The following is a 26,685-nucleotide window of genomic DNA, read 5'->3' as shown; positions in this document are numbered from 1 at the left end:
GATAAAATGCCGGAATTACCAGAGGTTGAAAATGTTAGACGGACACTTGAAAATCTTGTAACGGGGAAAGTGATTGAAGATGTAATTATCACTTACCCAAAAATAGTGAAACGACCGGACGATGCAGAAATCTTTAAAGACATGCTAAGAGGCGAGATGATCGAGAATATAAAGCGAAGAGGTAAGTTTTTGCTTTTGTATGTAACAAACTATGTAATTGTTTCACATTTGCGTATGGAAGGTAAGTTTTTACTTCATCAAGAGGATGAGCCAATTGATAAACATACACACGTACGTTTCTTATTTACAGATGGAACTGAATTGCATTATAAAGATGTGAGAAAGTTTGGTACGATGCATCTCTTTAAGAAAGGTGAAGAGTTTGCTCAAATGCCTCTTGCTGATTTAGGACCAGAGCCATTTGATGCTGAATTGACACCGCAGTACTTACAAGAAAGATTGCAAAAGACAAATCGCAAAATAAAAGTTGTATTATTAGATCAGCGTCTTTTAGTGGGGCTTGGAAATATATATGTAGATGAAGTATTATTCCGTTCGCAAATTCATCCAGAACGAGAAGCTGCATCTTTAACAGAAGAAGAAGTAGAAAGAATTTATGAGGCGACTGTTACAACGCTGGGTGAAGCGGTTAAGCGTGGCGGAAGTACAATTAGAACGTATATTAATTCGCAAGGACAAATTGGTTCGTTCCAGGAACTTCTAAATGTATATGGAAAAAAAGGAGAACCGTGTGTGACTTGCGGTACGCTATTAGAAAAAACAGTTGTTGGCGGAAGGGGAACGCATTACTGCCCAATTTGTCAGCCTAGAATATAGAAAAGGGATAACATCGGATAGGCATTTGTCATATACATAGAGCAGAGCTATGTATAAGGGAGGAGCTTACCGATGTATCTTTATTTGTCTCTTATTTTATTAGCTTTTACATTAAGCTTAGATAGCTGTAGTGTGGGGCTAACATACGGATTAAGAAGTGTAAGAATTCCACTAAAATCAATTATAATTATCGGAATCTGTTCAGCGGCTGTCATGCTCGTTTCCATGGGAATTGGACATATGATCGCGAAAATATTTTCACCTGTTATCGCAACGCGTATCGGTGGGTTTGTTCTTATTGGAATCGGGATTTGGGTATTATACCAATTTTTTCGAAGTGATAAAAAAGAAGAACCGAAGCAAGAAGAGAAGGTTTGGAAACTAGAAATTGCTTCTCTAGGGTTAGTGATTCAAATTTTGCGGAAGCCGACTGTTGCCGATTTTGATAAATCAGGAACTATTTCTGCAGGAGAAGCGCTACTTCTCGGCATCGCTCTTTCTGTAGATTCGTTTGGTGCTGGAATCGGTGCATCTTTATTAGGTTATGCACCGGCGATGATGGCGATATTAGTTGCGGTTATGAGTTCTTTATTTTTATTTATTGGAATGAAGCTTGGTACGATTTTATCGAATATGAAATGGTTACAAAAATTTACATTCCTGCCTGGAGTATTACTCATTATTATTGGAATTTGGAAAATGTAAGTATGGGCGTGGAACATTAGTTTCGCGCCTTTGATATTATGAGGAGGATTATTATGACAGTAATAATTGGATTAACAGGAGGCATTGCAAGCGGAAAAAGTACGGTATCAGAAATGTTTCGTGAAATGAGTATACCGGTTATTGATGCAGATATTATTGCGCGAGAAGTTGTAGAACGAGGAAAACCAGCATATAACAAAATTGTAGAGGTGTTTGGAACGGAAGTGTTACAAGAAGATGGGGAGCTGGATCGCCCGAAGCTTGGAAGTGTCGTTTTCTATAATGAAGAAAAACGATTGCAGTTAAACAAAATCGTTCACCCTGCAGTGCGTGAAGAAATGAATGCACAAAAGGAAATGTACATAAAAGAAGGTATGCAAGCGGTTGTGTTAGATATCCCTCTTTTGTTTGAAAGTGAATTAACAAATCTTGTTGATCGTGTTTTAGTTGTAGCAGTCACACCGAATACGCAATTGGAACGTTTAATGAAACGAAATAACTTTTCAGAAGAAGAAGCAACGGTGCGTATTCAATCTCAAATGCCATTAGAAGAAAAAGTGAAGAATGCAGATGAAGTGATAAATAATGATGGCACAATTATGGAAACGAAAACACAATTACAGGTGATTTTAAAGAAGTGGAACATTATTGATTAAAAAATTGTGAAATTAATGAAAATGCTTAGTGACATATCTCCTTTTTGTGTTATACTATTATTGGGATTGGAGATAAATAGTATAACGCATTCAAGGGGGAAAACATATTATGACTCGTGTGGCAATTAATGGATTTGGACGTATTGGGAGAATGGTGTTTCGTCAAGCAATAAAAGAAAGCGCATTCGAAATTGTAGCAATCAATGCAAGCTATCCGTCCGAAACGTTAGCACATTTAATTAAATATGATACAGTACACGGTAAGTTTGCCGGAACAGTGGAAGCATTTGAAGATCACTTATTAGTAGATGGGAAAATGATTCGCCTTTTAAACAACCGTGATCCAAAGGAATTGCCTTGGACAGATCTAGGTGTTGAAGTTGTAATTGAAGCAACTGGTAAATTTAATTCAAAAGAAAAAGCAATTCTTCACGTTGAAGCTGGAGCGAAAAAAGTTATTTTAACAGCGCCTGGTAAAAATGAAGATGTAACAATTGTAGTTGGTGTGAACGAAGACCAATTAGATATTACAAAACATACCGTTATTTCAAATGCATCTTGTACAACAAACTGTTTAGCACCTGTTGTAAAGGTGTTAGATGAGCAGTTTGGAATTGAAAACGGTTTAATGACAACTGTTCACGCTTATACAAATGACCAAAAAAACATTGATAACCCACATAAAGATTTAAGAAGAGCACGTGCTTGCGGACAGTCAATCATTCCTACAACGACGGGCGCTGCGAAAGCGCTTGCAAAAGTTCTTCCGCATTTAAATGGAAAACTTCATGGTATGGCACTTCGTGTACCAACACCAAACGTGTCTCTTGTTGATTTAGTAGTAGACGTAAAACGTGATGTAACAGTTGAAGATATTAATGAAGCATTCAAAACTGTTGCAAATGGTGCGTTAAAAGGAATTGTAGAATTTAGTGAAGAGCCTTTAGTGTCTATCGACTTTAATACAAATACACACTCAGCTATTATTGATGGTTTATCTACAATGGTAATGGGTGATCGTAAAGTGAAAGTACTTGCTTGGTATGATAACGAGTGGGGCTACTCTCGTCGTGTTGTAGATCTTGTAACGTTAGTTGTTGATGAATTAGCAAAACAAGAAAATGTGCAACATATTTAAGTGAATAAGGGAGAGGGCAAGTGAATATTTGCTCTCTTTTTTTATTTTTTTCTGAAAAGAAAAAAATTATATGGGTATATTTTCAAATAGTGGACAGACCAAAAACGTTGTGATTACTGTATTTGTGAATCATTTATTTTTTTTAGGGAAAAGTAAAGAGGAAATTATGACAGAAAATCGAAAAAACTGTTGTTGCAAAATGAAAATAAACAAAGTATACTAACACTCGTAAACTTAAGAGCTGAGGTACGTAGTCACTACTTAAAGGGTTAGGACCTCTCTGGACTAACTTTCCCCCGTGGTAGTGGAGCAAGCCAAATTGCAAATTAGTTTTCAATTCGAACAGTTAGAATAAATTTACAAGGGGGAACTGTAGAATGGATACTATGGATACGATGGGTCGTCACGTAATCGCTGAACTTTGGGATTGCGATTTCGACAAGCTTAATGACATGCCATATATTGAACAATTATTTGTGGATGCAGCACTAAGAGCTGGTGCTGAAGTACGTGAGGTTGCTTTTCATAAATTTGCACCACAAGGTGTAAGTGGAGTAGTAATTATCTCGGAATCACATTTAACAATTCATAGCTTTCCGGAGCACGGTTACGCAAGTATTGATGTTTATACTTGTGGGGATCGTATTGATCCAAATGTTGCTGCAGAATATATTGCAGAAGGTTTAAACGCGAAAACGCGTGAGAGCATCGAGCTTCCTCGAGGCACTGGTAGCTTCGAAATTAAGCAGAGAGAAACAAAAGCTCTTTAAAAAAGAACATAATTGATTTAAAATGTAAAGAGGTGTATAATGCACCTCTTTTTTAGTTTATATAAAATAGGATCACGATATGTAATAACTTAGAGTGGTCATTATAGAAGAATGAGTTATATAATATTGTATATATATTTTCACATGTAGGTGAGTAGCGAAAGAATAAAGATTATAGTGTAAAGGAGTGAATGAATTGCGTTGTCCATCCTGTTTTCATAATGGAACAAGAGTGTTAGATTCGCGTCCGGTAGACGAGGGGCGCTCTATTCGAAGAAGAAGAGAGTGTGAAAGTTGTTTAAGTCGCTTTACGACATTTGAAAGAGTAGAAGAATCACCTCTTATCGTTGTTAAAAAAGAAGGAACACGAGAAGAGTTTAATAAAGAGAAAATTTTACGCGGTTTAATTAAAGCGTGTGAAAAAAGACCTGTATCTTTAAGACAGTTAGAGGAAGTAACACAAAGTGTGGAGCGTGAACTTCGTAACTTAGGTATATCAGAAGTGAAAAGTGATATGATTGGTGAAATTGTTATGGAAGAACTTCGTGATATTGATGATGTTGCTTACGTACGTTTTGCTTCTGTGTATCGTCAATTTAAAGATTTAAATGTATTTATTGAAGAATTAAAAGATATACTGCAAAAAGAGAGAGAGTAGAAGGAATCTCTTTATATACTGTAAGTAAACGAGATAAGAGAGCTAGAAGCGGAAGCTAATAGCTCTTTTTCGCTAATAAATTATATAATAAAGATAGAACGAGTGAAATGTAGGTTAGATTGGATGAGAGAAAGGAAAGGCAAGAATGGAAAAACAGTCATGGATGGAGCTATTGCCGATTGATCGTTATAAAGTAAGTGCGAAAGGGTTGTTACATAATTACGACCGGAAAGTATTAACGATGTTGTATCAGCCGTTAATAGGTAGTAGAGCTTTTAGCTTATACATGACACTATGGGGAGAGTTAGAGCAAGATCGTGTGTTTGGAAAAGAGAATACACATCACTCCCTTATGGTGACTATGCAAATGCAACTTCCTGAAATATATGGGGAACGAGTAAAGTTAGAAGCGATTGGTCTTTTAAATGTATATATTAAGAAAGAAAAAGATATTCGAATGTTTATATATGAATTGCAACCACCTTTATCTCCGAAGCAGTTTTTTGATGATATTGTTTTAAGTATCTTTTTATATAATCGCTTGAGTCGGACAAAATACAACCAAGTAAAACAATATTTCTTAGAAGAAGAATTCGATTTTGCTTCTTATGAAAATGTTACGCGCTCCTTCAACGATATATTTGATTCGTTTAACCCAGGTCAGTTTGAATATGCGCAAGAAGAACTGCGTATCCCGAAAACGACAATTATGCCAAGTAACGAGAATGGGGATGCTCCGAAAGTTTGGAATGATTTCTTTGATTTCTCTTTATTTGTAGACGGACTATCAGCGCTTGTTCCTAAAAAGGCGATTACAGATCAAGTGAGAGAATGTGTCATTACACTCGCTTATGTATACGGTGTGGATGTGTTATCGATGCAAAATATCGTTCTTGGCGCAGTGACAGAGATACAAACAATTGATATCGAAAGGCTTCGGAAGGGAGCACGCGATTGGTATCAATTCGAAAATGGTCAAGCGTTACCTGTATTAAGTGAAAGAGTGCAACCTCATGCTGCTCGTACAATGAAAGAGAAAGAGCCATCTACGCAAGAAGAGATGCTAATGAAGCAGTTAGAGGAAATCTCGCCAAAACAACTATTGAAAGAGATTTCAGGCGGTGCAGAGGCGACGAAAGCGGACTTGCAAATCGTTGAGGATGTAATGATAAACCAAAAGTTAACGCCAGGGGTTGTGAATGTACTTATTTATTACGTTATGCTACGCTCAGATATGAAGCTTGCTAAAACGTATGTCGAGAAGATTGCTGGACATTGGGCGCGAAAAAAGGTCGGTACAGTAGGCGAGGCGATGGCGCTAGCGAAAGAAGAGAATCGTCAATATCAAGAGTGGGCTGAGACGAAGAAAAAAGGTCGTACAGCGAAGAAAACAGTGCGAAAAGAAATGGTACCAGATTGGCTTAAAGAAGAGTCGAAAGAAGAAGAGAAAGAACCTGTAAAAAATGACGTAAGTGCGAAAAAAGATGCAAGTACGTTAGAAGATGAACGGAAACGATTAGAAGAAGTATTGAAAAAATATAAGCGTGATTAATAAAAGAAAATGAACGCTCTTTGAGGTGAGAAAATGGAGCATATTCAAAATTCATTTACGAAATTAATGGAAAATAAAAACTTTAAAAATAGATATGAAGTCTTAAAGGCAGAAGTGATGGCGCACCCTCGTGTGAAAGAATTTATAGACGAACATAAAGGTGAAGTAACGACTTCTATGATTGAACGAAGTCTTGTGAAGTTATATGAATATATTGGACAAAGTGTAGGGTGTGCGGATTGTCCAGATTTAGGGTCATGTAAAAATATGCTACAAGGATATGAGCCGAAGCTCGTCATCCAAGGTAAGATGATTGATATTCAATATGATCGTTGTATTAGAAAAGTAGCATATGATGAGAGAAAAAAATATGAAAAACTTGTTCAAAGTGTATATATGCCAGTTGACATTTTGCAGGCAACTATGGAAAATTTAGATCCTTCAGATTTAGATGCACGTATTGATGCAATAGGTGCAACGAATGAATTTTTAAACACATACGAACCAGGTAAAAAAGCACAAGGTTTATATTTGTACGGTAAATTTGGTGTAGGGAAAACGTATCTTTTAGGGGCAATTGCAAATGAGCTTGCGCGAAAGAAAATTAGTTCGATGCTCGTATACTTCCCTGAATTTTTACGTGAAATCAAAAGTTCGATTCAAGATAATTCGATTAGCGGAAAGATTGATGCTGTCAAACGTGTACAAGTATTAATGTTAGATGATATCGGGGCAGAAGCGATGTCAAGTTTTGTACGTGATGATGTACTCGGTGCAATCTTACAGTTCCGTATGTTGGAAAACTTACCGACGTTCTTTACATCTAATTTTGATTTCAAACAGTTGGAACATCATTTAACGTATACACAGCGCGGTGAAGCAGAAGAGATGAAAGCGGCCCGTATTATGGAACGAATTAAATATTTAGCGAAGCCAATCCCAATTGGCGGGAAGAACCGTCGTAATAAGTAAAGAGCGAGCTGAGAAGCTTGCTCTTTTTTATCCCGCTATTTGCCGGGCAGTAAGACTCCCACCTCAAAATTCGGCTGTAAAGCAAAGAAGTTAGGTGGGAGATCAACTGCCCGTAAAAGCCCGATTGGTTCAACTAATAATCAGTGGAGGATGGACAAAACCTCCACTGATTAAAGTTTCACTTTATTTTAATCATTTTTTCAGAGTAGCTTGTATCATTTTTTTCTCCCTCCCTTAATATATATAAAATTAGCAAGCCATATCGAGTGGATGTTCTAACAATGGGAGATAGGTTTCTACTAAGAGTGAACTTCCATAGGTCGGACTCTTATAGGATTTGTAACGTATAGATGCAATCCTTTAGAGCGGGGATAAAAGGGGGGACAAAAGTGATTGAAATTTGCTTCGAAGAAAAAAATGATGCTGTGCACGTATACAGACAACTAACGAAAAGAACGGAATCCTTATATAAGGAAACAAGTGTATATTTAAACGAACAAAAGGTTGTTATCCATATACCATTATGTGAATCGAATTATATTGAAAAGATTTTATTGCCAGTATTACTATATTTCATTATGAATGTGAAACAAAATGAATGGATTCACACCATTTTAAAGGAAAAGTTTTTTTATGAAGAACAAGAAGAGTGTCATCAAATATTGCATATGGCACATGAGATTTTAAAGGAAAGAAGAAAAGGAGTAGCTCGTGATTTAACACGTCAAAAATTTGAATCTTATATTGCGTCGTCTTTGAATGATTGGCTTTGTGATCCGCTCTCATTCTCGTTTTCATCATACGTTCGTTTTCGTCTTCGTACATATAGGGAAATGATAGCTAGGCTTGCTGAAGTTGCAATTGATGAGTATAAGATGGAGCAGGAATATCAAATGTTCATTGAGACACTTCGCCAACAAGTAAGTAGCCGGAAATCACGTTTGTCCTGTGTGCATCTTATTTTTGATGAAAGTTTTATTTTCTATGATGATAAAGGTAGACGTTTAAAACAGGATAAATTGGTTCAATATATAGATGAAGAATTATTAAAGAAACAGGATGTATATATTGATACGAAAGTAATTGCACCACTTCTTTCTATTTCGCCGAAAAAGATTTATTTATATACGAAAGAACAAGATCATAATATGATTATTACTTTGCGAAATGTATTTCAGGAACGAGTGCAACTACATGGATTACATGAATTTGAGCGCAACGTGAAAAATTTAAAAAATAAAGGTAACGCCCTTGATTTTCTAAGTTTTTGAGCATATAATTACCTACATAAATGAAATATATCGAAATGTTATGATGAGGACATGGGTAGTTTTCTACGATTTTCAGAGAGGGAAGCCTTAGGGTGTGAGCTTCCTATTACGAGATTATTACTTACCACCTCTAAACTTTAGCAGTGAACGTTTTTCTAGTAATTGCTAACGGACAACACCGTTATGTTGAACTTGAGCAATTAACAATAAGGTTAATTGGAACAAGGGTGGAACCACGAATTCAACACTCGTCCCTTTTTATGGGATGAGTGTTTTTTATTTTGAAAAAAAAGAGGAGTGACCAGTGATGGCAGATGTAGTTAAAATTACTTTCCCTGATGGAGCTGTGAAGGAGTTTCCAAAAGGAGTAACAACTGAAGAAATCGCAGCTTCTATTAGCCCAGGCTTAAAGAAAAAAGCTGTGGCTGGAAAATTAAACGATGAGATGATCGATCTTGTTACACCAATCGAAGAAGATGGTGCAGTGTCTATTATTACATTAGATTCTGAAGATGGCTTATATATTTTACGCCACTCAACAGCCCACCTTTTAGCACAAGCGTTAAAACGTTTATATAAAGATGTTAAGCTTGAGCTTGGCATTGGTCCAGTAATCGAAAATGGCTTCTACTACGATATTGATATGGAAGAAGCAATTACAGTTGAAGACTTCAAGAAAATCGAAAAAGAAATGCAAAAAATCGTGAACGAAAACTTAGAAATCGTTCGTCATGAAGTACCACGTGCAGAAGCACTTCGTCGCTTTGAAGAAATCGGCGATGAGTTAAAATTAGATTTAATTAACGATCTTCCAGAAGATGCAGTTATTTCAATCTATGAGCAAGGCGAATTCTTCGACCTTTGCCGTGGTGTTCACCTTCCATCTACAGGGAAGATTAAAGTGTTTAAATTATTAAGCGTTGCAGGTGCTTACTGGCGCGGCGATAGCAATAATAAAATGTTACAACGTATTTACGGTACTGGATTCGTTAAGAAAGCAGAATTAGATGAGCACTTACGTATGCTTGAAGAAGCGAAAGAGCGCGACCACCGTAAATTAGGTAAAGAGTTAAAACTATTTACTAATAGCCAAAAAGTAGGACAAGGTTTACCACTTTGGTTACCAAAAGGTGCAACAATTCGCCGTATTATCGAGCGTTATATCGTTGATAAAGAAGCAAGCTTAGGCTATGATCACGTATACACTCCAGTATTAGGAAGTAGAGAGCTTTATGAAACTTCTGGTCACTGGAACCATTACCGTGATGGCATGTTCCCATCAATGGAAATGGATAATGAAGAGTTAGTTCTTCGTCCAATGAACTGCCCTCACCATATGATGGTTTATAAAAATGATATTCACAGCTACCGTGAATTACCAATCCGTATTGCGGAACTTGGAACAATGCACCGCTATGAAATGTCTGGAGCATTATCTGGATTACAACGTGTACGCGGAATGACTTTAAATGATGCGCACATTTTCGTTCGTCCAGATCAAATTAAAGAAGAATTAAAACGTGTTGTAAACTTAACTTTAGAAGTGTACAAAGATTTCGGTTTAGAAAACTATTCATTCCGTCTATCTTATCGTGACCCAGCAGATACTAAAAAGTATTATGCTGATGATGAGATGTGGGAAAAAGCACAAGGTATGTTAAAAGAAGCTATGGATGAAATGGGTCTTGATTACTATGAAGCTGAAGGTGAAGCGGCATTCTATGGTCCGAAACTTGACGTTCAAGTTCGTACTGCTCTTGGAAAAGACGAAACACTTTCAACTGTACAATTAGACTTCTTACTTCCAGAACGCTTTGAATTAGCTTACGTTGGTGAAGACGGTAAACAACATCGTCCAGTTGTAATTCACCGTGGTGTTGTATCAACTATGGAACGTTTCGTAGCCTTCTTAATTGAAGAATACAAAGGCGCATTCCCAACTTGGTTAGCTCCAGTTCAGGCACAAGTAATTCCAGTTTCTCCGCAAGTACATTTAGATTATGCGAAGAAAGTACAAGATGAATTACGACGTGCTGGTATCCGTGTTGAATTAGACACTCGTGAAGAGAAAATTGGTTACAAAATCCGTGAAGCACAAATGCAAAAGATTCCGTACATGCTTGTAGTAGGTGACAATGAAGTTACTGAAAATGGCGTTAACGTACGTAAATATGGTGAACAAAAATCAGAAACAATCGCATTAGATGCGTTTGTTGACATGATTAAAGTAGAAGGAAAACGATAAGAAAGAGCCGCGGTATACCGCGGCTTTTTTATGTATTATAAAAAAGAAAATCTAGAAAAAATAACCAAACGATACTTATCATAAAAAAGTATTGCAAGTATGCTGGTTGTTTGTTACAATATTTCTTGTTGTTAGTAAAACACATCGCGTCTTCTTGACAGACGTCATGTCCTATGATAAACTCATCAAGGATAATAGAATATGGTTTTGACAAGTAGAAGCACCCGCTTCTCACCTGATGGACGCATTCGCAGTTAGCAGGTAAATGTATTTCTTACTAAAGATATTACAAGTGTGGGTGCCGTGTGCCCGCACTTTTTTTGTTCGGGTTCTACAATTGCAAAACGTATTCTAAGAAAACCTTGGAGGTGGCTTACTATTAGCAAGGATATGATGATTAACGAGCAAATTCGTGCACGTGAAGTACGCTTAGTTGGCGCAAACGGCGATCAACTTGGAATCAAGTCTCGTAATGACGCTTTAGACTTAGCTGCAGGTCTTAATCTTGATTTAGTATTGGTTGCTCCAAATGCGAAACCGCCAGTATGCCGCATTATGGACTACGGTAAATTCCGCTTTGAGCAACAGAAGAAAGAAAAAGAACAGCGCAAAAATCAAAAAGTAATTAGCATGAAAGAAGTTCGTTTAAGTCCAACAATTGATGAACATGACTTTAACACAAAACTTCGTAATGCTGTCAAGTTTTTAGAGAAAGGCGACAAGGTTAAAGCGTCAATTCGCTTTAAAGGACGTGCCATTACTCATAAAGAAATCGGTCAACGTGTTTTAGATCGCTTCTCAGAAGCTTGTGCTGAAGTTAGTACAATTGAATCTAAGCCTAAAATGGAAGGACGCAGTATGTTCTTAGTTTTAGCACCGAAAAACGATAAGTAATAGATAGAGGAGGAAATACCTATGCCTAAACAAAAAACTCATCGCGGCGCTGCAAAGCGTTTCAAAAAGACTGGATCTGGTAAACTGAAACGTTCTCACGCTTACACAAGCCATTTATTCGCTAACAAATCTACAAAAGCTAAACGTAAACTACGTAAAGCTGGTGTAGTTAGCGCTGGTGACTTCAAACGCATTCGTCAAATGCTTGACAACTTAAAATAAGTTCGGCTGATATATAGAACAAACTAGGAGGTAATATTATGCCAAGAGTAAAAGGTGGTACAGTTACTCGTCAACGTCGTAAAAAAGTTATAAAATTAGCAAAAGGTTACTACGGTTCTAAGAGTACATTATTTAAGGTTGCTAACCAACAGGTTATGAAATCTCTAATGTATGCATTCCGTGACCGTCGTCAAAAGAAACGTGACTTCCGTAAATTATGGATTACACGTATCAACGCAGCAGCTCGTATGAATGGTCTTTCTTACAGCCGCTTAATGCACGGTTTAAAAAATGCTGGCATCGAAGTTAACCGCAAGATGCTTGCTGACTTAGCTGTTCATGACGAAAAAGCTTTCGCTGAATTAGCAACAGTTGCAAAAAACAACATTAACTAATTGTTTAAAACCTTAGAAGATCTTTCTTCTAAGGTTTTTTTATTTGTATTCATTATAACCATTCAATAACTTGTGAAATTTCCCGCTTAGTGTCGTCACAATTAAATGATTTATTTCTCTCTAGTATATTAAGATGTGCTTGTAAGAACTTTTGTAACGATAACGAGGGGGTTTTTACATGAAAGTAGGAAAGATTAACGGACGTGTCGTTATCGATATGACAAAATCAATATAAAAGCTATAGCGATATAAAAGAATATATATATAAGGTCAGGAGAATCCTCCTGACTTTTTTTATTTGAACTCATTCGTGAAGAAGTGTATCTTTCCTAGCAGAAACGACACTGCTATAATGGAAAGATGATATGGAACTTTCATCAAGTGAACAATCTATGAGTGATGATTGAAACGTATTTGCAAATTAAGGACAAGCTATCTTTATAAAGATGTAGGTAGCTGACTTGTTAATAAGAAATGAAAAATAATAATGAACTTTGAGATGAAACAACATTGTTGCGGAAAATGCGATGTTGGAGGAGGACAATAGAATGGACTTACTACAACTATTTAAATTACAAAAAGAATTAGATGACCGTATTGTGAAAGAGCATGAATTACAACCGAAGAAATTGTTAAAAGAAAAAATGTTAGCTCTTCTTGTAGAAATTGGAGAACTTGCAAATGAAACACGTTGTTTTAAATATTGGAGCAATAAACCAGCGTCAGAACGTGAAGTAATATTAGAAGAATACGTAGATGGTTTACATTTTATTTTATCAATCGGAATCGATTTAGGAATTGATAAAAACTTCTTATTCTATAAATGTGCGCAAACGAATAAAACACAAGTGGAAATTTTCTTAGACACATATGCGAAAGTAATTCGTTTTACAGATCAACCTTCTATCACGAATTATATTGAACTATTTACAAGCTATCTTCGCCTTGGACAAGCGCTTGAATTTGAACAAGAAGAAATTGAAAAAGCATATTTAGATAAAAATGAAGTAAATCATCAGCGTCAAACACAAGGATACTAATTTAATTTTTGAATATTTCAATTTCCTTTTGTATAATAAAGTGACTGAAGAAAAAGGAGGGTGTTGGCAATGATAAAATTAGACGAGACATTGACAATGCTAAAAGAATTAACAGACGCACGCGGTATTGCGGGTAACGAGCGTGAACCACGTGAAGTAATGAAGAAATATATTGAGCCGTTTGCAGATGAACTTTCTACTGATAATTTAGGAAGTTTAGTTGCGAAAAAAGTTGGGGAAGAAAACGGCCCAAAAATTATGGTTGCAGGTCATTTAGATGAAGTTGGCTTTATGATTACGCAAATTGATGACAAAGGCTTCCTTCGTTTCCAAACGGTTGGTGGCTGGTGGTCGCAAGTTATGCTTGCACAGCGCGTAACGATTGTAACGCGTAAAGGAGATGTAACAGGTGTAATTGGTTCAAAACCACCGCACATTTTACCTCCAGAAGCTCGTAAAAAACCAGTTGACATTAAAGATATGTTCATCGATATTGGTGCTTCTAGCCAAGAAGAAGCGATGGAGTGGGGCGTAAGACCAGGAGATCAAGTTGTACCGTACTTCGAATTCCAAGTGATGAAGAATGAAAAGATGTTACTTGCAAAAGCATGGGATAACCGAATTGGTTGTGCAATTGCAATTGACGTATTAAAACAATTAAAAGATGAAAAGCATCCAAACGTTGTATACGGCGTTGGGACTGTACAAGAAGAAGTTGGTCTTCGTGGTGCGAAAACATCTGCAAACTATATTAAGCCAGATATCGCATTCGCTGTAGATGTTGGTATTGCTGGGGATACACCAGGTGTAACAGCAAAAGAAGCACAAAGTAAAATGGGTGATGGACCGCAGATCATTCTATATGATGCTTCTGTTATTGGTCATACAGGTTTACGTGATTTCGTTGTTGATGTTGCTGATGAATTACAAATTCCATATCAGTATGATTCTGTAGCGGGCGGGGGAACGGATGCAGGAGCAATTCATATTTCTGTAAATGGTATTCCGTCTATGGCAATTACGATTGCGACACGCTACATTCATTCTCATGCAGCGATGTTACATCGTGATGATTATGAAAACGCAGTGAAGTTAATTGTAGAAGTTATTAAACGTCTTGATAAAGAGGCTGTACATAACATTACATTTAATTAATAGAAAAAAGCGAAGGATAATTTCCTTCGCTTTTTCCATTTTTAAAATGGTCTTTCTAATCCTGCTGCAGTATGGGCGCCTAAAATAATTAAGCGAGTTAATTGCATTGCCATGAAATGCGGGGTATAAATCATGCCTCTTTTTAACCATGACATAATCATTCCGATATGAGCCCCTGTAACATAACTAATAAGAATGTCACGAGGAACCATGAGTTCTTCATCATCCGGCTGTGAAATAGATAAGCTTAATGTTAAATGTGTTTGGACTGTTTTCATCATTTTATAAGAGTAGTTTCCAGCGGCTTTATCACCAAGCATAACGTTATAGAAGTTCACGTTTTCTGCTATATGTTCAAACAAAGCTAAAAAGGTTGGATGTGGTGAGTCAAATGTGAGCTGAAAATCTTCTTTATTTCGTTTTTGCGGTTTAATTACTTCAGCTAGTTTTTCTAACATTTCTTCTATGCTTTTTTCTAATAAATCATATTTATCATGGTAATGGCTATAAAATGTAGCACGATTTACAGGAGCGCGTTCCGCGATATGTTGCACAGTTACATTTTCAAAGCCCTTTTCGCCTACTAAAGCGACAAAAGCATCCTGTATGAGTTGTCTCGTTCGTTTTACACGTGGATCATTTGTATTTTTAATAGACATTTTTACTTCACCTCGTTTAATTTTTTAAACTTAAACAACACATGTATAGTGTAATGTTGTTTAAACAACATATAGGTTTAAATTGTTGGTTGTAGATTCGGGATAATTATTTATAATTATAAACGATAGTCCTTTAGAAATCAGCACCGCTAGGATGCAGACAAAACATAGTTTGCGTCGTAAAAGGTGTGCTTTTTTTGTTTAAAGGTTAATATAATTAACAATTAAACAATATAAACACTAAGGATGTAAATAGTTTAGAAAAAAATTATATGCGATATAAGGAGAGGAATGCAATGAATCAGTTTCGAAGAATGATAATTATCAACATTATCACATTAATTGTATTAGTTGGCGGCGGTATCGGCGGTTATTACTATTACAATCAAACGGAAAACTATTTAAAAACAGACAATGCAAAAATTGACGGGAAGGTAATTCCAATTGCATCACCAGTAGCGGGTAAATTAACTGACTGGAAAGCAGAAGTAGGAAAAAACTACAATGAGAACGATAAATTAGGTGCTGTTACTGTAGCAGGAGCAAATGGTGAGCAAACAGTAGACGTAACGATTCCGCAAAATGCAACAGTTGTACAATCAAACGCAACAACAAATGCGTTCGTTGGAGCGGGTAGCCCAATTGCTTACGCATTTGATATGAATAACTTATGGGTAACAGCAAACATTGAAGAAACAACTATTGATGATGTTCAAAAAGGCCAAACAGTAGATGTGTATGTAGATGCATACCCAGATACAACGTTAACAGGAAAAGTAGAACAAGTTGGATTAACAACAGCAAATACATTCTCAATGTTACCATCAAGTAACGCAACAGCGAACTATACGAAAGTAAAGCAAGTTGTACCAGTTAAAATTTCTTTAGACCATAGTAAATCAGTAAATATTGTTCCTGGAATGAATGTGTCAGTTCGTATTCATAAGTAAGGGGGAGATGAGATGTCCTCAATTGCAATTGTAGGATATGCACTATTTTGTATAATCGTCTTCTTCCTTGTAAATCGTCTTTTACGAAAGAAAAAAACGAACGTGGGAGAAGAACAAGTCCCAGCCGTAAGTAAAATAGAAGTAAGTAAGTTAGAAACAGAAGAGAAAGAAATTGAACAAAAACAAGAAACAGAAGCTTCTAACGTAGTGGAATTAGAAACAGGGAAGCAAGAGCAAGTAAAACAGGAAAAAGAAATGCTGAAGAGACAATTGCCGGTAGAGAATGTGAATGTAAAGGCAGTTGTAACTGTATTAATTCTCGGTATGTTCATTTCTATTTTAAATCAAACGATCATTAATGTTGCATTGCCTCCGTTAATGAACGAATTTAACGTATCAACTTCAACGGCCCAATGGTTAATTACAGGCTTCATGCTTGTAAACGGAATTTTAGTGCCGATTAGTGCCTTTTTAGTTTCACGATTTACGTATCGTAAATTATTCGTAGCGGCAATGTTATTTTTCACGGTAGGATCTATCATTTGTGCTACATCAGGTAACTTTACAATGATGATGACGGGCCGCATTATTCAAGCGGTCGGTGCAGGTATTTTAATGCCAGTTGGTATGAATATCTTCATGACATTATTCCCGCCTCATAAACGCGGAGCAGCGATGGGGTTACTAGGGGTAGCGATGATTTTAGCACCAGCTATCGGACCAACTATAACAGGTTGGGTAATTGAAAATTATAGCTGGAACTTAATGTTCTACGGTATGTTTGTGATTGGTTTAATTATTACGTTCTTATCTTTAAAATTCTTCACACTAGCACAGCCGGTGTCTAAAACAAAGTTAGATGTATTTGGTGTTATTAGTTCAAGTATTGGACTAGGAAGCTTATTGTACGGATTTAGTGAAGCTGGAAATAATGGCTGGACTAGTGCAGAAGTTGTTATAACAATGATCATCGGTGTCATTGGTTTAGCAGTATTTATTTGGAGAGAGTTAACAACGGACAATAAAATGCTTGATTTACAAGTATTTAAATATCCGACGTTCACTTTCACATTAGTAATTAACGCGATTGTAACGATGGCCTTATTCGGAGGTATGTTATTACTTCCTGTATATCTGCAAAATATTCGCGGCTTTACGCCAATGGAATCTGGTTTATTACTTCTTCCAGGATCATTAATTATGGGAATTATGGGACCAGTTGCAGGTAAACTATTTGATAAGTATGGTATTCGTCCGTTAGCAATTGTCGGATTAGCCATTACAACATTTGCGACATATAAATTTACAACGTTATCGATGGATACACCGTATAGCGTTATTATGACGGATTATATTATACGCTCAATTGGTATGTCATTCATTATGATGCCAATTATGACAGCTGGTATGAACGCACTGCCGATGAAATTAATTTCTCACGGTACAGCAACGCAAAATACGTCAAGACAAGTAGCTGGTTCAATTGGAACAGCGATATTAATCACACTTATGACGCAACAAACGACTGCTCACGTAGCGGATTACGGCAACATGTTAACAACATCAAACCCAATTTTAGTTGATAAAGTACACGGTATGGGCCAAAGCTTAGCGGCATTAGCCGGATCAGCTCAAGCAGGAGATGCGATGAGCACGCAACTATTATTCGGACAAATTTCAAAGCTATCTGCAATTAACGGTATTAACGATGCCTTCTTAATTGCAACAATATTAGCCGGTATTGCTTGGGTGTTATCGTTCTTCTTACCATCAGGCAATAAACGAAATAGAAAAGCAGGGAATTAATTTCCCTGCTTTTTTATCTTTTTAAAGAGTGAGATATAAAAGGTGATAACCACTCACAGAGCATAATCCTGTTATAAACAAAATCGTCCCCATAGAACGAATACTTGATATTTGTCTTCCGCTTATAATAGCTAATAGTCCAGCTAAAGAGAAGAGACACCAATATAAAGTTCCTGAAATTGGGATCATCTGCTCTATGTCTATTCCATAACCTATACAAATGATAGGAACAACGATAAGCAATATGCAAATCAATCCTGCTATGAATGTATAAAAATTTCGATATTTAATTCCAGCAACAATTAAAAAAATGCCCACGATGAATTCGCATAACATCAAAGTAAGAGCCAAAATCGTCCAAGTTAATATTCCAAACACTTCTGTATTACCTCCGATTTGTGGCTGTCTAAAAAATATTAGATATAGAATGAATCACCTATAGACATGAGTTCCCAGAAGATAACCCCTAATATTCCAGTGATAAAAATAATGAATCCCATGTTACGTATACCTTTAATTTTTGCTTGTAATCCACTTAATCCTGCCAATAATCCAGTTAAAGAAAACAGTATCCAATATAAAGTAGTTGAAATAGGGAGGATTGTATCGGTATTAACCCCCATGCTCCAAAAAACAAAAGGTAGCGTGATAAAGGAGAAGCTAAGTAGTCCCATTAAACCAACAAATAATTTACGATGTTTAATGCTAGTAATAATTAAAAAAATACCACCGAAAAATCCGCATAAAACAAGAAGTGGCATATAAACAACCCAAAGTAAGCTCAACATATATAATCTCCTTCTATGTAATCAGTTATATTTTACTATATGAGGTTTATTTTGGATATTATTAATGAATATGTATAAATTGATAGAAATGAGAAGTAACGATACGAATTAATAGATGTAGAGAACGTTAGAGAGGAGGGGACATATGAAAATTACAGAAGAGAACGTTGCTAATCAGCTAAGGAAAAGTAATGAAAAAGCACTATACTTTATTATCGACCAGTACGGCGGACTTATAAAAAGTATTATTCAGAAGCATTTAGCTTCTTTTGAAGTTGTTATAAAATAATAAAAAGAGGTATCACTCTGTAGTGATGCCTCTTTCTCATTGATAACTATGTTCTGCCTTGTCATTCGATTTCTTTTGCTCTATTTGTAATTCACGCTCTACCAATCGGTCTAATTGCTGAATTGCTTTCAATGCTTTTTCATAAGAAATCGTTCTATAATGATGTGCACCACCGGGTTCTTCATCGGCTTCATCCGCCCACTTAATAACGTTTTGTAGAGGTGTTCTTTCAAGTGTTTGTTCTAGTAGGAAAGAATCAGTGTGCAGAAGAATTGCAACAGAAATTTCTTTTGCTAGTTTCGGATGTTCTCCTAATCTAATAAGCAATTTATGAGATCTTTCTGCCCCTTTAATCGCATGTATATCGTTCTTTTTATACAAGTCATAGTCCCATTCGCCGCTTGTGTACCACGTATGATGTCCGATATCATGAAGGAAGCCAGCCTTTGTCGCAGCATCGACTGAGGCGTGATGCTTTTTGGCTAAGTGAAACGCATGGTAAGCGACAGCAATCGCGTGGACCATTCCAGAACGGTTTACATATTTTTGTGTAATGTGATGTTTAAAAATTTGTTCAAGCGTAATACGGTGCATAAAACATTCACTCCTTTTATCTAATGATGTATATGAAGAAAAATCGATCGGTTTAAATGTATTTTGAACATTGTACTCCATCAATCAGCGTTAGTAAAGTAGAAATGTTTAGGAGAAGAAAAATTTTATAGACATAAAAGGTCACCTTAGTTTTTTTTCTAAGGTGACCTTTTATTGTTTATTTTTTTAATCCTTGCTCCAGTGTTCCTAACATTTCGTGTTTTTCATTTTCATCAGCATTTTTCCAAATGACTTCGAATAAAACGCCGAGACCTGGAAGCATTTTTTCTTCACCGCTTTGAATTGCATCGACAATCGTTTCTTGTAATTGGTCTTGTGAATTTCCAGATACATTCGCTAATACAGCGCCGCGTAAATTAAAACTCATTATCTTCACCTCTTCTTCAGAATTGAAACTGACGTTAGTTTTTGTTCTTTTTAATGTAAATATGTATGAAAAATAGGCTATAATGATAAGACAAGAAGAGAGGGAAATACATATTATGAAAAACATTGATTCAGTACAAAACCCGCGTGTGAAGCAGTGGAAAAAGCTGCAGACGAAAAAAGAGCGCGATAACAAAGGTTTATTTTTTGTAGAAGGATTCCATTTAGTAGAGGAAGCGTTAAAGGCAGGAGTTGTAACAGAACTTATCGTTTCAGATCAGACAGATCTTCCGAAAGATTGGACAGTTAATGATGTTGAAATGTATATTGTGCCTGAAGCAATTGTAAAAGTACTTCGCGAAACAGAAACAACGCAAGGCGTATTTGCTGTTTGTGAGAAACATGAGAAAGAAGTAGCTCTTACTGATGGGAAATTTCTTTTATTAGACGGCCTTCAAGACCCAGGTAATTTGGGAACGATTATTCGTACAGCTGATGCAGCTGGTATTCATGCCGTTGTGCTTGGAGAAGGGTGCGTTGATGTTTATAATAGTAAAGTACTACGCTCTACACAGGGTTCTATTTTCCATTTACCGGTTGTAAAAGGGAACTTAGAAGAATGGGTAGACAAGTTAAAAGAAAATAACGTCCCTGTATATGGAACGGCTCTTGAAAATGGAGTTCCATTTGGTGAAGTAACCCCGGCTGGAAGTTTTGCATTAATTGTAGGAAATGAAGGAAGTGGCGTACGCCAAGAAATTCTTGCGAAAACGGATCAAAACTTGTATATTCCGATTTACGGAGGGGCAGAATCATTAAATGTTGCGGTTGCAGCAGGGATTTTAACGTATTATTTACAAAGCCCAGTTGCGAACAAATAAAAAACTTCTTATAATAAGTTGAAGTATATGTTCGTAATGAACATACAATAAAAGTTAAATAACGAAAAACGTTGATAGAGAAGAGTAGCTTACAAAATCGCCATATAGGGAGAGAGTGCCGTAGACTGAAAGCATTCTTATGGTAGATGGAAGTGAATTCACCTCTGGAGTTGGCGCCAGGACCATTTATATGTAAAGGCGTTCCGGTCAGAATTGATCGTTATAACTAATGAGTGGGCAGACTTGTTCTGTCAATTTAGGGTGGTACCGCGAATTTACCTCGTCCCTTTTTGGGAGCGAGGTTTTTTTATTTTTAAAATTAGGAGGGTTCCAAATGGAAGCACGTTTAAAAGAGCTAAAGCAAAAAGCGTTAGAGCTTATTGAAGAAGCGAAAGAGCTAAAGGGCTTAAACGACGTACGCGTAGCGTATTTAGGGAAAAAAGGTCCAATTACAGAAGTATTACGCGGCATGGGAAAATTATCAGCAGAAGAGCGTCCACGTATGGGAGCATTAGTAAATGAAGTACGTGAAGCGATTCAAACGCGTCTAGAAGACAAAATTGGCAACTTAGAAAAAGCAGTAATTGAAGCGAAATTAGCTACTGAAACAATTGATGTTACACTGCCAGGTCGTCCTGTTGAAACAGGTTGTCACCATCCGTTAACAGCTGTTGTTGAGCAAATTGAAGATGTATTTATCGGTATGGGTTATGAAGTAGCTGAAGGAACAGAAGTAGAAAAAGACTACTACAACTTCGAAGCATTAAACTTACCGAAAGATCATCCAGCGCGTGATATGCAAGATACATTCTACATCACAGAAGAAACGTTATTACGTACACATACATCTTCTGTGCAAGCACGTACGATGGAAAAGAATGCAGAAAAAGGACCGATTAAAATTATTTGTCCTGGTAAAGTGTATCGCCGCGATGACGATGATGCGACGCATTCACACCAGTTCATGCAAATCGAAGGTCTTGTAATTGGTAAAAACATTCGCATGAGTGACTTAAAAGGTACACTGCAAGTATTCGTGAAAAAGATGTTCGGTGAAGATCGTGAAATCCGTCTTCGTCCAAGTTTCTTCCCATTCACAGAGCCATCTGTAGAGATGGATATTTCTTGTATGATGTGTCACGGTAAAGGTTGCGGTACTTGTAAAGGGACTGGCTGGATTGAAATTTTAGGCGCAGGTATGGTTCATCCGAACGTACTTGAAATGGCTGGTTATGATTCAAAAGAATATCAAGGTTTCGCATTCGGTATGGGCGCAGAGCGTATCGCAATGTTGAAATACGGCGTAGATGACATTCGTCATTTCTATACAAATGATGTACGTTTCTTACAACAGTTCAAACGAGCGTAAGGGAAGGAGAGGATAAATATGTACGTATCATATCGTTGGTTACAAGAGTATGTAGATATTAAAGATGTAACAGCACAAGAACTAGCAGATAAAATCACGAAAAGTGGTATTGAAGTAGAGGGTGTTGAAGTATTAAATAAAGGTGTAAAAGGTGTTGTAGTTGGTCACGTATTAGAATGTGAAAAACACCCAGAAGCTGATAAATTAAGCAAATGCTTAATCGATATTGGTGAAGAAGAGCCAGTTCAAATTATTTGTGGAGCTGCTAACATTGCAAAAGGTTTAAAAGTACCAGTTGCAAAAGTTGGCGCTGTACTTCCTGGTAACTTCAAAATTAAAAAAGCAAAACTACGCGGGGAAGCTTCTCACGGTATGGTTTGTGCTCTTCAAGAGCTTGGTATTGATGGAAAATTCGTTGCGAAAGAATATGCAGACGGTATCTTCATCTTCCCAAGTGACGCTGAAGTTGGTGCAGATGCACTTGAAATTTTAAACTTACATGATGAAGTGCTTGAGCTTGGTTTAACACCAAACCGTGCAGATTGCTTAAACATGTTAGGTGTTGCATATGAAGTAGCTGCTATTTACGGCCGTGAAGTAAAACTTCCAGCTATCAACTTACAAGAATCAGCAGAAAAAACAGCTGATTACATTTCTGTAAGTGTAGAAGCGAAAGAAGAAAACCCGTTATACATTGCAAAAATGGTGAAGAACGTAAAGATTGGTCCATCACCAATGTGGATGCAAACTCGCCTTATGGCAGCTGGCATTCGTCCAATTAGTAATGTAGTTGATATTACAAACTACATTTTAATGGAATACGGTCAACCGTTACATGCATTCGATTACGATAAATTAGGTTCAAAAGAAATCGTTGTTCGTCTAGCTAAAGAAGACGAAAAGATTCAAACATTAGATGATCAAGAGCGTAAATTACAAAGCCACCACCTTGTTATTACAAACGGTGAAAAAGCTTTAGCTGTTGCTGGTGTAATGGGCGGGGCGGATTCTGAAGTTGATAGTGAGACAGTAAACGTTCTAATTGAGTCTGCATACTTTGCAGGTCAAACAGTGCGCCGTACATCAAAAGACTTAGGTCTTCGTAGCGAATCAAGTGCACGTTTTGAAAAGGGAATCGACCCAACACGTACATTTGAAGCGATTCAACACGCAGCTGCTTTAATGGCAAAATACGCTGGCGGAGAAGCACTTGAAGGTGTAGTAGAAGCTGATAATTTACAAGTACAAGAACGTACAGTATCTGTTACTGCTGAAAAAGTAAACCGTGTATTAGGTACAGATATTGCTGCGAGCGAAATGGGTACAATGTTCACAAACTTAAAATTCCCATTCACAGAAGTAGAAGGAACATTCCATGTGAATGTACCAGCACGTCGTCCTGATATTACAATTTCAGAAGACTTAGTAGAAGAAGTGGGTCGTCTGTATGGTTATGATCACATTCCAGTTACATTACCATCTGGAACAATGACACGTGGTAAATTAACATCAGCACAAACGAAACGTCGTAAAGTACGCCGCTTCCTAGAAGGTGCTGGTTTATATGAAGCAATCACATATTCATTAACAAGTGCTGACAAAGCGAAACAATACATGGTTGAACCAAACGAAAAAGCTCCTGTAAATCTTGCGCTTCCAATGAGCGAAGAGCGTAGCCAACTTCGTTTAAGCTTAGTACCACAATTGTTAGAAGCAGTTTCATACAATGTTGCACGTAAAAACGATAGCGTTGCTTTATATGAAGTAGGTTCTATCTTCTTACCAACAGAAGCAGGAGAACTTCCGAAAGAAGAACAACATCTTGCAGGTGTTATGACAGGTCTTGCTCTTCACCATGCATGGCAAGGTGAGAAGAAAGTTGTAGACTTCTTCGTTGTTAAAGGTGTATTAGAAGGATTATTCGACGTACTTGGCGTTGCAAACCAAATCACTTATGCACCAGCAAAACGTGAAGGTATGCACCCAGGCCGTACAGCTGACATCGTATTAGATGGTGAAGCAATCGGATTCATCGGTCAATTGCACCCGGAAACAGAAAAACAATTAGATGTGAAAAATACATTCGTATTCGAATTATCTCTTGCAAAAGTATTCGGTGCAGACGCTGAGGAAACTTACTACTTAGCAATTCCACGTTTCCCATCTATGACACGTGATATGGCTGTTGTAGTAACAGCAGAAACAAAAGCTGGTGAAATGAAGCAAGTAATTGCTGAAGCTGGCGGAGAACTTCTAAAAGAAGTAACACTATTCGACTTATACGAAGGTGAAAAAATGGAAGAAGGCAAGAAATCACTTGCATTCTCTATGAACTACTTCGATGCAGAACGTACATTAACAGACGAAGAAGTAACAGAAGCACATAGCCGTGTATTAACAGCGGTAGAAGAGAAATTTGGTGCGGAGTTACGTAAGTAATAAAAACAGCTGCCGGAATTTTCCCGGCAGTTTTTTTATTAGAATGGTTGTTGAAAGATGTCGGTAAGTCGATATTCTATGTCGAATCGCTGATAAATTTGAAGTTACGATCGATAAATTGCAAAAATTGCCGATATATATCAAGGCATCTTGCATCTTTCTCTCGAATGTAGTACATTAATTTTAGTTTAACAAAACGAAAGACGATGATAAGGAAAAGTAGTATATACTATAATCCAAAGCGAGTCAGGGGCGGTGAGAGCCTGATGAGGCGGTATATGTGAAGAACACCTTGGAGTTGCTAACCGAAATTGAAACTTGTATTCAAGAGTAGACTTAGACGGGAATCCGGCCTGTTACAAACCGGGAAGTATGTATTACATACGAGTTAAAGTTGGTCTTTATGACAAATTGGGTGGTACCGCGAAGTTTAACCTTTCGTCCCTTTATGGATGAAAGGTTTTTTTGTATTTAAATATATGAGTAAAGGAGAATTTTACTATGGAAAACACATTAGTAAAAAGTCTGTATAGAGATACAGATAAATACGCAGATCAAACAGTACAAGTATCAGGTTGGATTCGTAACTTACGTGATTCAAAAGCATTTGGTTTCATCGAATTAAACGACGGTAGCTTCTTCAAAGGTGTTCAAATCGTTTTCGATACAGAATTAGAGAACTTCAAAGAAATTGCAAAGCTTCCACTTAGCTCTTCAGTTAAAGTAGAAGGTAAAGTAATTGCAACGCCTGGAGCGAAGCAACCATTTGAAATTAAAGCAGAAAAAATTGATATCGAGGGCTTATCAGATTCTGATTACCCACTTCAAAAGAAGCGTCACACGTTTGAATACTTACGTACAATCGCTCACTTACGTCCAAGAACAAACGCATTCTCTGCAACATTCCGCGTGCGTTCTATCGCAGCATTTGCAATTCACCAATTCTTCCAAGAGCGTGGATTTGTACATGTTCACACACCAATTATCACTGGTAGTGATACAGAAGGTGCAGGCGAAATGTTCCGCGTAACAACGCAAGACTTAAACAACGTACCAAAAGGTGAAGACGGACAAGTTGACGAATCAAAAGACTTCTTCGGCAAAGAAACAAACTTAACAGTAAGTGGACAGCTGAATGCTGAAGCTTATGCGTTAGCGTTCCGTGATGTGTACACATTCGGACCTACATTCCGTGCAGAAAACTCAAACACAACTCGCCACGCAGCGGAGTTCTGGATGGTTGAGCCTGAGATTGCATTCGCTGAATTAGGTGATGTAATGGATCTTACAGAAGATATGCTGAAATATGCAATGAAATACGTACTAGAGCATGCACCAGAAGAAATGGACTTCTTCAACAGCTTCGTTGATAAAACAGTTCTAGAGCGCATGAACAACGTAATCAACTCTGACTTCGGTCGCATCACTTATACAGAAGCAATTAAAGTACTTCAAGAATCAGGTGCTGAATTCAAATACCCAGTAGAATGGGGTATTGACTTACAAACAGAGCACGAAAGATACTTATCAGAAGAAATCTTCAAACGCCCTGTATTCGTAACTGACTATCCGAAAGACATTAAAGCATTCTACATGCGTATGAACGAAGATGGTAAAACAGTAGCAGCTACTGACCTTCTAGTTCCTGGCATCGGCGAATTAATCGGCGGTAGCCAACGTGAAGAAAGAATGGACGTTTTAGTAGACAGAATTAAAGAATTAGGTATGAACGAAGAGGACTACTGGTGGTACTTAGAACTTAGAAAATACGGCGGTACAAAACACGCTGGATTCGGTCTAGGTTTTGAGCGCTTCCTAATGTACATCACTGGTATGGCTAACATCCGTGACGTAATTCCATTCCCAAGAACTCCAGGTTCTTCTGAGTTTTAAGATAAAAAAAGCGAGAGCAACTGCTCTCGCTTTTTTTGTTTGGAAAAATGTTGTTCATAGGTTCGTTCATATCTCACATATAGTAAAACGAATGAAATATTTATGGGCAAGGGAAGGGGT

26 protein-coding genes, 1 pseudogene and 4 other annotated features are annotated in these 26,685 nt (G+C 37.1%); of the genes and pseudogenes, 22 read left to right on the top strand and 5 right to left on the bottom strand.

Going from position 1 to position 26,685, the window contains the following annotated elements; translation table 11 throughout:
• Window positions 1-6 precede the first annotated feature (6 nt).
• The 15 genes from mutM to NSQ47_RS16270 all read left to right on the top strand — a co-directional run bounded on the left by mutM (window position 7) and on the right by NSQ47_RS16270 (window position 14,510).
• On the top strand, window positions 7-837 hold the full coding sequence (gene mutM, locus NSQ47_RS16340) for a DNA-formamidopyrimidine glycosylase (RefSeq protein ID WP_204208454.1): 831 nt from the start codon (window positions 7-9) through the stop codon (window positions 835-837).
• Between the two features lie 72 nt (window positions 838-909).
• Window positions 910-1,542, top strand: coding sequence for a sporulation membrane protein YtaF (gene ytaF, locus NSQ47_RS16335; protein WP_002160264.1), 633 nt, complete (start codon window positions 910-912; stop codon window positions 1,540-1,542).
• A gap of 53 nt (window positions 1,543-1,595) precedes the next feature.
• Window positions 1,596-2,198, top strand: coding sequence for a dephospho-CoA kinase (gene coaE, locus NSQ47_RS16330; protein WP_341037392.1), 603 nt, complete (start codon window positions 1,596-1,598; stop codon window positions 2,196-2,198).
• A gap of 109 nt (window positions 2,199-2,307) precedes the next feature.
• Window positions 2,308-3,336: a glyceraldehyde-3-phosphate dehydrogenase gene (locus NSQ47_RS16325; protein ID WP_002112190.1), complete on the top strand. Its 1,029-nt coding sequence runs from the start codon at window positions 2,308-2,310 to the stop codon at window positions 3,334-3,336.
• 386 nt (window positions 3,337-3,722) lie between these two features.
• On the top strand, window positions 3,723-4,106 hold the full coding sequence (gene speD, locus NSQ47_RS16320) for an adenosylmethionine decarboxylase (protein ID WP_002003660.1): 384 nt from the start codon (window positions 3,723-3,725) through the stop codon (window positions 4,104-4,106).
• Window positions 4,107-4,302: 196 nt separating this feature from the next.
• Window positions 4,303-4,764: a transcriptional regulator NrdR gene (nrdR, locus tag NSQ47_RS16315; RefSeq protein WP_001203686.1), complete on the top strand. Its 462-nt coding sequence runs from the start codon at window positions 4,303-4,305 to the stop codon at window positions 4,762-4,764.
• 145 nt (window positions 4,765-4,909) lie between these two features.
• Complete coding sequence (locus NSQ47_RS16310; RefSeq protein ID WP_002160267.1) at window positions 4,910-6,316, top strand: replication initiation and membrane attachment family protein; 1,407 nt, start codon at window positions 4,910-4,912, stop codon at window positions 6,314-6,316.
• Between the two features lie 33 nt (window positions 6,317-6,349).
• The gene (gene dnaI, locus NSQ47_RS16305) at window positions 6,350-7,288 is read left to right on the top strand and encodes a primosomal protein DnaI (RefSeq protein ID WP_002015473.1); all 939 of its coding nucleotides are present in this window, start codon (window positions 6,350-6,352) and stop codon (window positions 7,286-7,288) included.
• Between the two features lie 389 nt (window positions 7,289-7,677).
• The gene (gene ytxC / locus NSQ47_RS16300) at window positions 7,678-8,559 is read left to right on the top strand and encodes a putative sporulation protein YtxC (RefSeq protein ID WP_002112187.1); all 882 of its coding nucleotides are present in this window, start codon (window positions 7,678-7,680) and stop codon (window positions 8,557-8,559) included.
• 31 nt (window positions 8,560-8,590) lie between these two features.
• Window positions 8,591-8,818: a binding site (T-box leader), on the top strand.
• A gap of 48 nt (window positions 8,819-8,866) precedes the next feature.
• On the top strand, window positions 8,867-10,804 hold the full coding sequence (gene thrS / locus NSQ47_RS16295; RefSeq protein WP_002160268.1) for a threonine--tRNA ligase: 1,938 nt from the start codon (window positions 8,867-8,869) through the stop codon (window positions 10,802-10,804).
• 206 nt (window positions 10,805-11,010) lie between these two features.
• Window positions 11,011-11,131, top strand: a sequence feature (ribosomal protein L20 leader region).
• A 63-nt stretch (window positions 11,132-11,194) separates the two neighbouring features.
• Window positions 11,195-11,698 carry a translation initiation factor IF-3 gene (infC, locus tag NSQ47_RS16290; protein ID WP_002015470.1) on the top strand — a complete coding sequence of 168 codons (504 nt, stop codon included), beginning with the start codon at window positions 11,195-11,197 and terminating at the stop codon, window positions 11,696-11,698.
• A 21-nt stretch (window positions 11,699-11,719) separates the two neighbouring features.
• The gene (rpmI, locus tag NSQ47_RS16285) at window positions 11,720-11,920 is read left to right on the top strand and encodes a 50S ribosomal protein L35 (RefSeq protein WP_001125945.1); all 201 of its coding nucleotides are present in this window, start codon (window positions 11,720-11,722) and stop codon (window positions 11,918-11,920) included.
• A gap of 38 nt (window positions 11,921-11,958) precedes the next feature.
• The gene (gene rplT, locus NSQ47_RS16280) at window positions 11,959-12,315 is read left to right on the top strand and encodes a 50S ribosomal protein L20 (protein ID WP_001138364.1); all 357 of its coding nucleotides are present in this window, start codon (window positions 11,959-11,961) and stop codon (window positions 12,313-12,315) included.
• A gap of 548 nt (window positions 12,316-12,863) precedes the next feature.
• Window positions 12,864-13,355: a dUTP diphosphatase gene (locus NSQ47_RS16275; RefSeq protein ID WP_002112184.1), complete on the top strand. Its 492-nt coding sequence runs from the start codon at window positions 12,864-12,866 to the stop codon at window positions 13,353-13,355.
• A gap of 69 nt (window positions 13,356-13,424) precedes the next feature.
• Entirely contained in the window at window positions 13,425-14,510 is a 1,086-nt protein-coding gene (locus tag NSQ47_RS16270) for a M42 family metallopeptidase (protein WP_016106319.1), read from the top strand.
• Between the two features lie 41 nt (window positions 14,511-14,551).
• Here NSQ47_RS16270 and NSQ47_RS16265 read toward each other — a convergent pair whose 3' ends face one another.
• Complete coding sequence (locus NSQ47_RS16265; protein ID WP_002067422.1) at window positions 14,552-15,169, bottom strand: TetR/AcrR family transcriptional regulator; 618 nt, start codon at window positions 15,167-15,169, stop codon at window positions 14,552-14,554.
• A 296-nt stretch (window positions 15,170-15,465) separates the two neighbouring features.
• Here NSQ47_RS16265 and NSQ47_RS16260 point away from each other — a divergent pair, with 296 nt between their 5' ends.
• Both NSQ47_RS16260 and NSQ47_RS16255 read left to right on the top strand, forming a co-directional pair.
• Complete coding sequence (locus tag NSQ47_RS16260; RefSeq protein ID WP_002112181.1) at window positions 15,466-16,119, top strand: HlyD family secretion protein; 654 nt, start codon at window positions 15,466-15,468, stop codon at window positions 16,117-16,119.
• Between the two features lie 12 nt (window positions 16,120-16,131).
• Window positions 16,132-17,925: a DHA2 family efflux MFS transporter permease subunit gene (locus NSQ47_RS16255; RefSeq protein ID WP_002160272.1), complete on the top strand. Its 1,794-nt coding sequence runs from the start codon at window positions 16,132-16,134 to the stop codon at window positions 17,923-17,925.
• Window positions 17,926-17,946: 21 nt separating this feature from the next.
• On the opposite strand, the gene NSQ47_RS16250 is transcribed toward NSQ47_RS16255, so the two are convergent.
• Window positions 17,947-18,303: an ammonia permease gene (locus tag NSQ47_RS16250; RefSeq protein ID WP_341037388.1), complete on the bottom strand. Its 357-nt coding sequence runs from the start codon at window positions 18,301-18,303 to the stop codon at window positions 17,947-17,949.
• A 38-nt stretch (window positions 18,304-18,341) separates the two neighbouring features.
• A complete protein-coding gene (locus tag NSQ47_RS16245; RefSeq protein WP_341037386.1) occupies window positions 18,342-18,713 on the bottom strand; it encodes a DNA-binding protein in 372 nt (123 codons plus the stop codon).
• Window positions 18,714-18,858: 145 nt separating this feature from the next.
• Here NSQ47_RS16245 and NSQ47_RS16240 point away from each other — a divergent pair.
• Window positions 18,859-18,993 (top strand): annotated as a pseudogene (locus NSQ47_RS16240) (DNA replication protein); the annotation flags it as partial.
• A gap of 45 nt (window positions 18,994-19,038) precedes the next feature.
• Here NSQ47_RS16240 and NSQ47_RS16235 read toward each other — a convergent pair.
• Window positions 19,039-19,596, bottom strand: coding sequence for an HD domain-containing protein (locus NSQ47_RS16235; RefSeq protein ID WP_002160276.1), 558 nt, complete (start codon window positions 19,594-19,596; stop codon window positions 19,039-19,041).
• Between the two features lie 178 nt (window positions 19,597-19,774).
• Window positions 19,775-19,984, bottom strand: coding sequence for a small acid-soluble spore protein SspI (sspI, locus tag NSQ47_RS16230; protein ID WP_000009511.1), 210 nt, complete (start codon window positions 19,982-19,984; stop codon window positions 19,775-19,777).
• A gap of 82 nt (window positions 19,985-20,066) precedes the next feature.
• Here sspI and NSQ47_RS16225 point away from each other — a divergent pair, with 82 nt between their 5' ends.
• The 4 genes from NSQ47_RS16225 to asnS all read left to right on the top strand — a co-directional run bounded on the left by NSQ47_RS16225 (window position 20,067) and on the right by asnS (window position 26,565).
• On the top strand, window positions 20,067-20,864 hold the full coding sequence (locus NSQ47_RS16225; RefSeq protein WP_002160277.1) for a TrmH family RNA methyltransferase: 798 nt from the start codon (window positions 20,067-20,069) through the stop codon (window positions 20,862-20,864).
• Between the two features lie 62 nt (window positions 20,865-20,926).
• Window positions 20,927-21,155, top strand: a binding site (T-box leader).
• Between the two features lie 43 nt (window positions 21,156-21,198).
• Window positions 21,199-22,233 carry a phenylalanine--tRNA ligase subunit alpha gene (pheS, locus tag NSQ47_RS16220; RefSeq protein WP_341037385.1) on the top strand — a complete coding sequence of 345 codons (1,035 nt, stop codon included), beginning with the start codon at window positions 21,199-21,201 and terminating at the stop codon, window positions 22,231-22,233.
• Between the two features lie 18 nt (window positions 22,234-22,251).
• The gene (pheT, locus tag NSQ47_RS16215; protein ID WP_341037383.1) at window positions 22,252-24,672 is read left to right on the top strand and encodes a phenylalanine--tRNA ligase subunit beta; all 2,421 of its coding nucleotides are present in this window, start codon (window positions 22,252-22,254) and stop codon (window positions 24,670-24,672) included.
• Between the two features lie 197 nt (window positions 24,673-24,869).
• Window positions 24,870-25,121: a binding site (T-box leader), on the top strand.
• Window positions 25,122-25,173: 52 nt separating this feature from the next.
• Entirely contained in the window at window positions 25,174-26,565 is a 1,392-nt protein-coding gene (gene asnS / locus NSQ47_RS16210; protein WP_002034242.1) for an asparagine--tRNA ligase, read from the top strand.
• Window positions 26,566-26,685 lie beyond the last annotated feature (120 nt).

This window comes from Bacillus sp. FSL R10-2780, from assembly GCF_038006125.1.
GTDB classification, from domain to species: Bacteria; Bacillota; Bacilli; order Bacillales; family Bacillaceae_G; genus Bacillus_A; species Bacillus_A cereus_U.
Note: the sequence above shows the minus strand (reverse complement) of the source record. Positions and strands in the feature narration are given on the sequence as shown.

Bases quoted from the DNA above. Each gene is read 5' to 3' on its own strand.
- mutM (WP_204208454.1), top strand. From the start codon at position 7: ATGCCGGAATTACCAGAGGTTGAAAATGTTAGACGGACACTTGAAAAT.
- ytaF (WP_002160264.1), top strand. From the start codon at position 910: ATGTATCTTTATTTGTCTCTTATTTTATTAGCTTTTACATTAAGCTTA.
- coaE (WP_341037392.1), top strand. From the start codon at position 1,596: ATGACAGTAATAATTGGATTAACAGGAGGCATTGCAAGCGGAAAAAGT.
- NSQ47_RS16325 (WP_002112190.1), top strand. From the start codon at position 2,308: ATGACTCGTGTGGCAATTAATGGATTTGGACGTATTGGGAGAATGGTG.
- speD (WP_002003660.1), top strand. From the start codon at position 3,723: ATGGATACGATGGGTCGTCACGTAATCGCTGAACTTTGGGATTGCGAT.
- NSQ47_RS16310 (WP_002160267.1), top strand. From the start codon at position 4,910: ATGGAAAAACAGTCATGGATGGAGCTATTGCCGATTGATCGTTATAAA.
- dnaI (WP_002015473.1), top strand. From the start codon at position 6,350: ATGGAGCATATTCAAAATTCATTTACGAAATTAATGGAAAATAAAAAC.
- thrS (WP_002160268.1), top strand. From the start codon at position 8,867: ATGGCAGATGTAGTTAAAATTACTTTCCCTGATGGAGCTGTGAAGGAG.
- infC (WP_002015470.1), top strand. From the start codon at position 11,195: ATGATGATTAACGAGCAAATTCGTGCACGTGAAGTACGCTTAGTTGGC.
- rpmI (WP_001125945.1), top strand. From the start codon at position 11,720: ATGCCTAAACAAAAAACTCATCGCGGCGCTGCAAAGCGTTTCAAAAAG.
- rplT (WP_001138364.1), top strand. From the start codon at position 11,959: ATGCCAAGAGTAAAAGGTGGTACAGTTACTCGTCAACGTCGTAAAAAA.
- NSQ47_RS16275 (WP_002112184.1), top strand. From the start codon at position 12,864: ATGGACTTACTACAACTATTTAAATTACAAAAAGAATTAGATGACCGT.
- NSQ47_RS16270 (WP_016106319.1), top strand. From the start codon at position 13,425: ATGATAAAATTAGACGAGACATTGACAATGCTAAAAGAATTAACAGAC.
- NSQ47_RS16265 (WP_002067422.1), bottom strand. From the start codon at position 15,169: ATGTCTATTAAAAATACAAATGATCCACGTGTAAAACGAACGAGACAA.
- NSQ47_RS16260 (WP_002112181.1), top strand. From the start codon at position 15,466: ATGAATCAGTTTCGAAGAATGATAATTATCAACATTATCACATTAATT.
- NSQ47_RS16255 (WP_002160272.1), top strand. From the start codon at position 16,132: ATGTCCTCAATTGCAATTGTAGGATATGCACTATTTTGTATAATCGTC.
- NSQ47_RS16245 (WP_341037386.1), bottom strand. From the start codon at position 18,713: ATGTTGAGCTTACTTTGGGTTGTTTATATGCCACTTCTTGTTTTATGC.
- NSQ47_RS16235 (WP_002160276.1), bottom strand. From the start codon at position 19,596: ATGCACCGTATTACGCTTGAACAAATTTTTAAACATCACATTACACAA.
- sspI (WP_000009511.1), bottom strand. From the start codon at position 19,984: ATGAGTTTTAATTTACGCGGCGCTGTATTAGCGAATGTATCTGGAAAT.
- NSQ47_RS16225 (WP_002160277.1), top strand. From the start codon at position 20,067: ATGATAAGACAAGAAGAGAGGGAAATACATATTATGAAAAACATTGAT.
- pheS (WP_341037385.1), top strand. From the start codon at position 21,199: ATGGAAGCACGTTTAAAAGAGCTAAAGCAAAAAGCGTTAGAGCTTATT.
- pheT (WP_341037383.1), top strand. From the start codon at position 22,252: ATGTACGTATCATATCGTTGGTTACAAGAGTATGTAGATATTAAAGAT.
- asnS (WP_002034242.1), top strand. From the start codon at position 25,174: ATGGAAAACACATTAGTAAAAAGTCTGTATAGAGATACAGATAAATAC.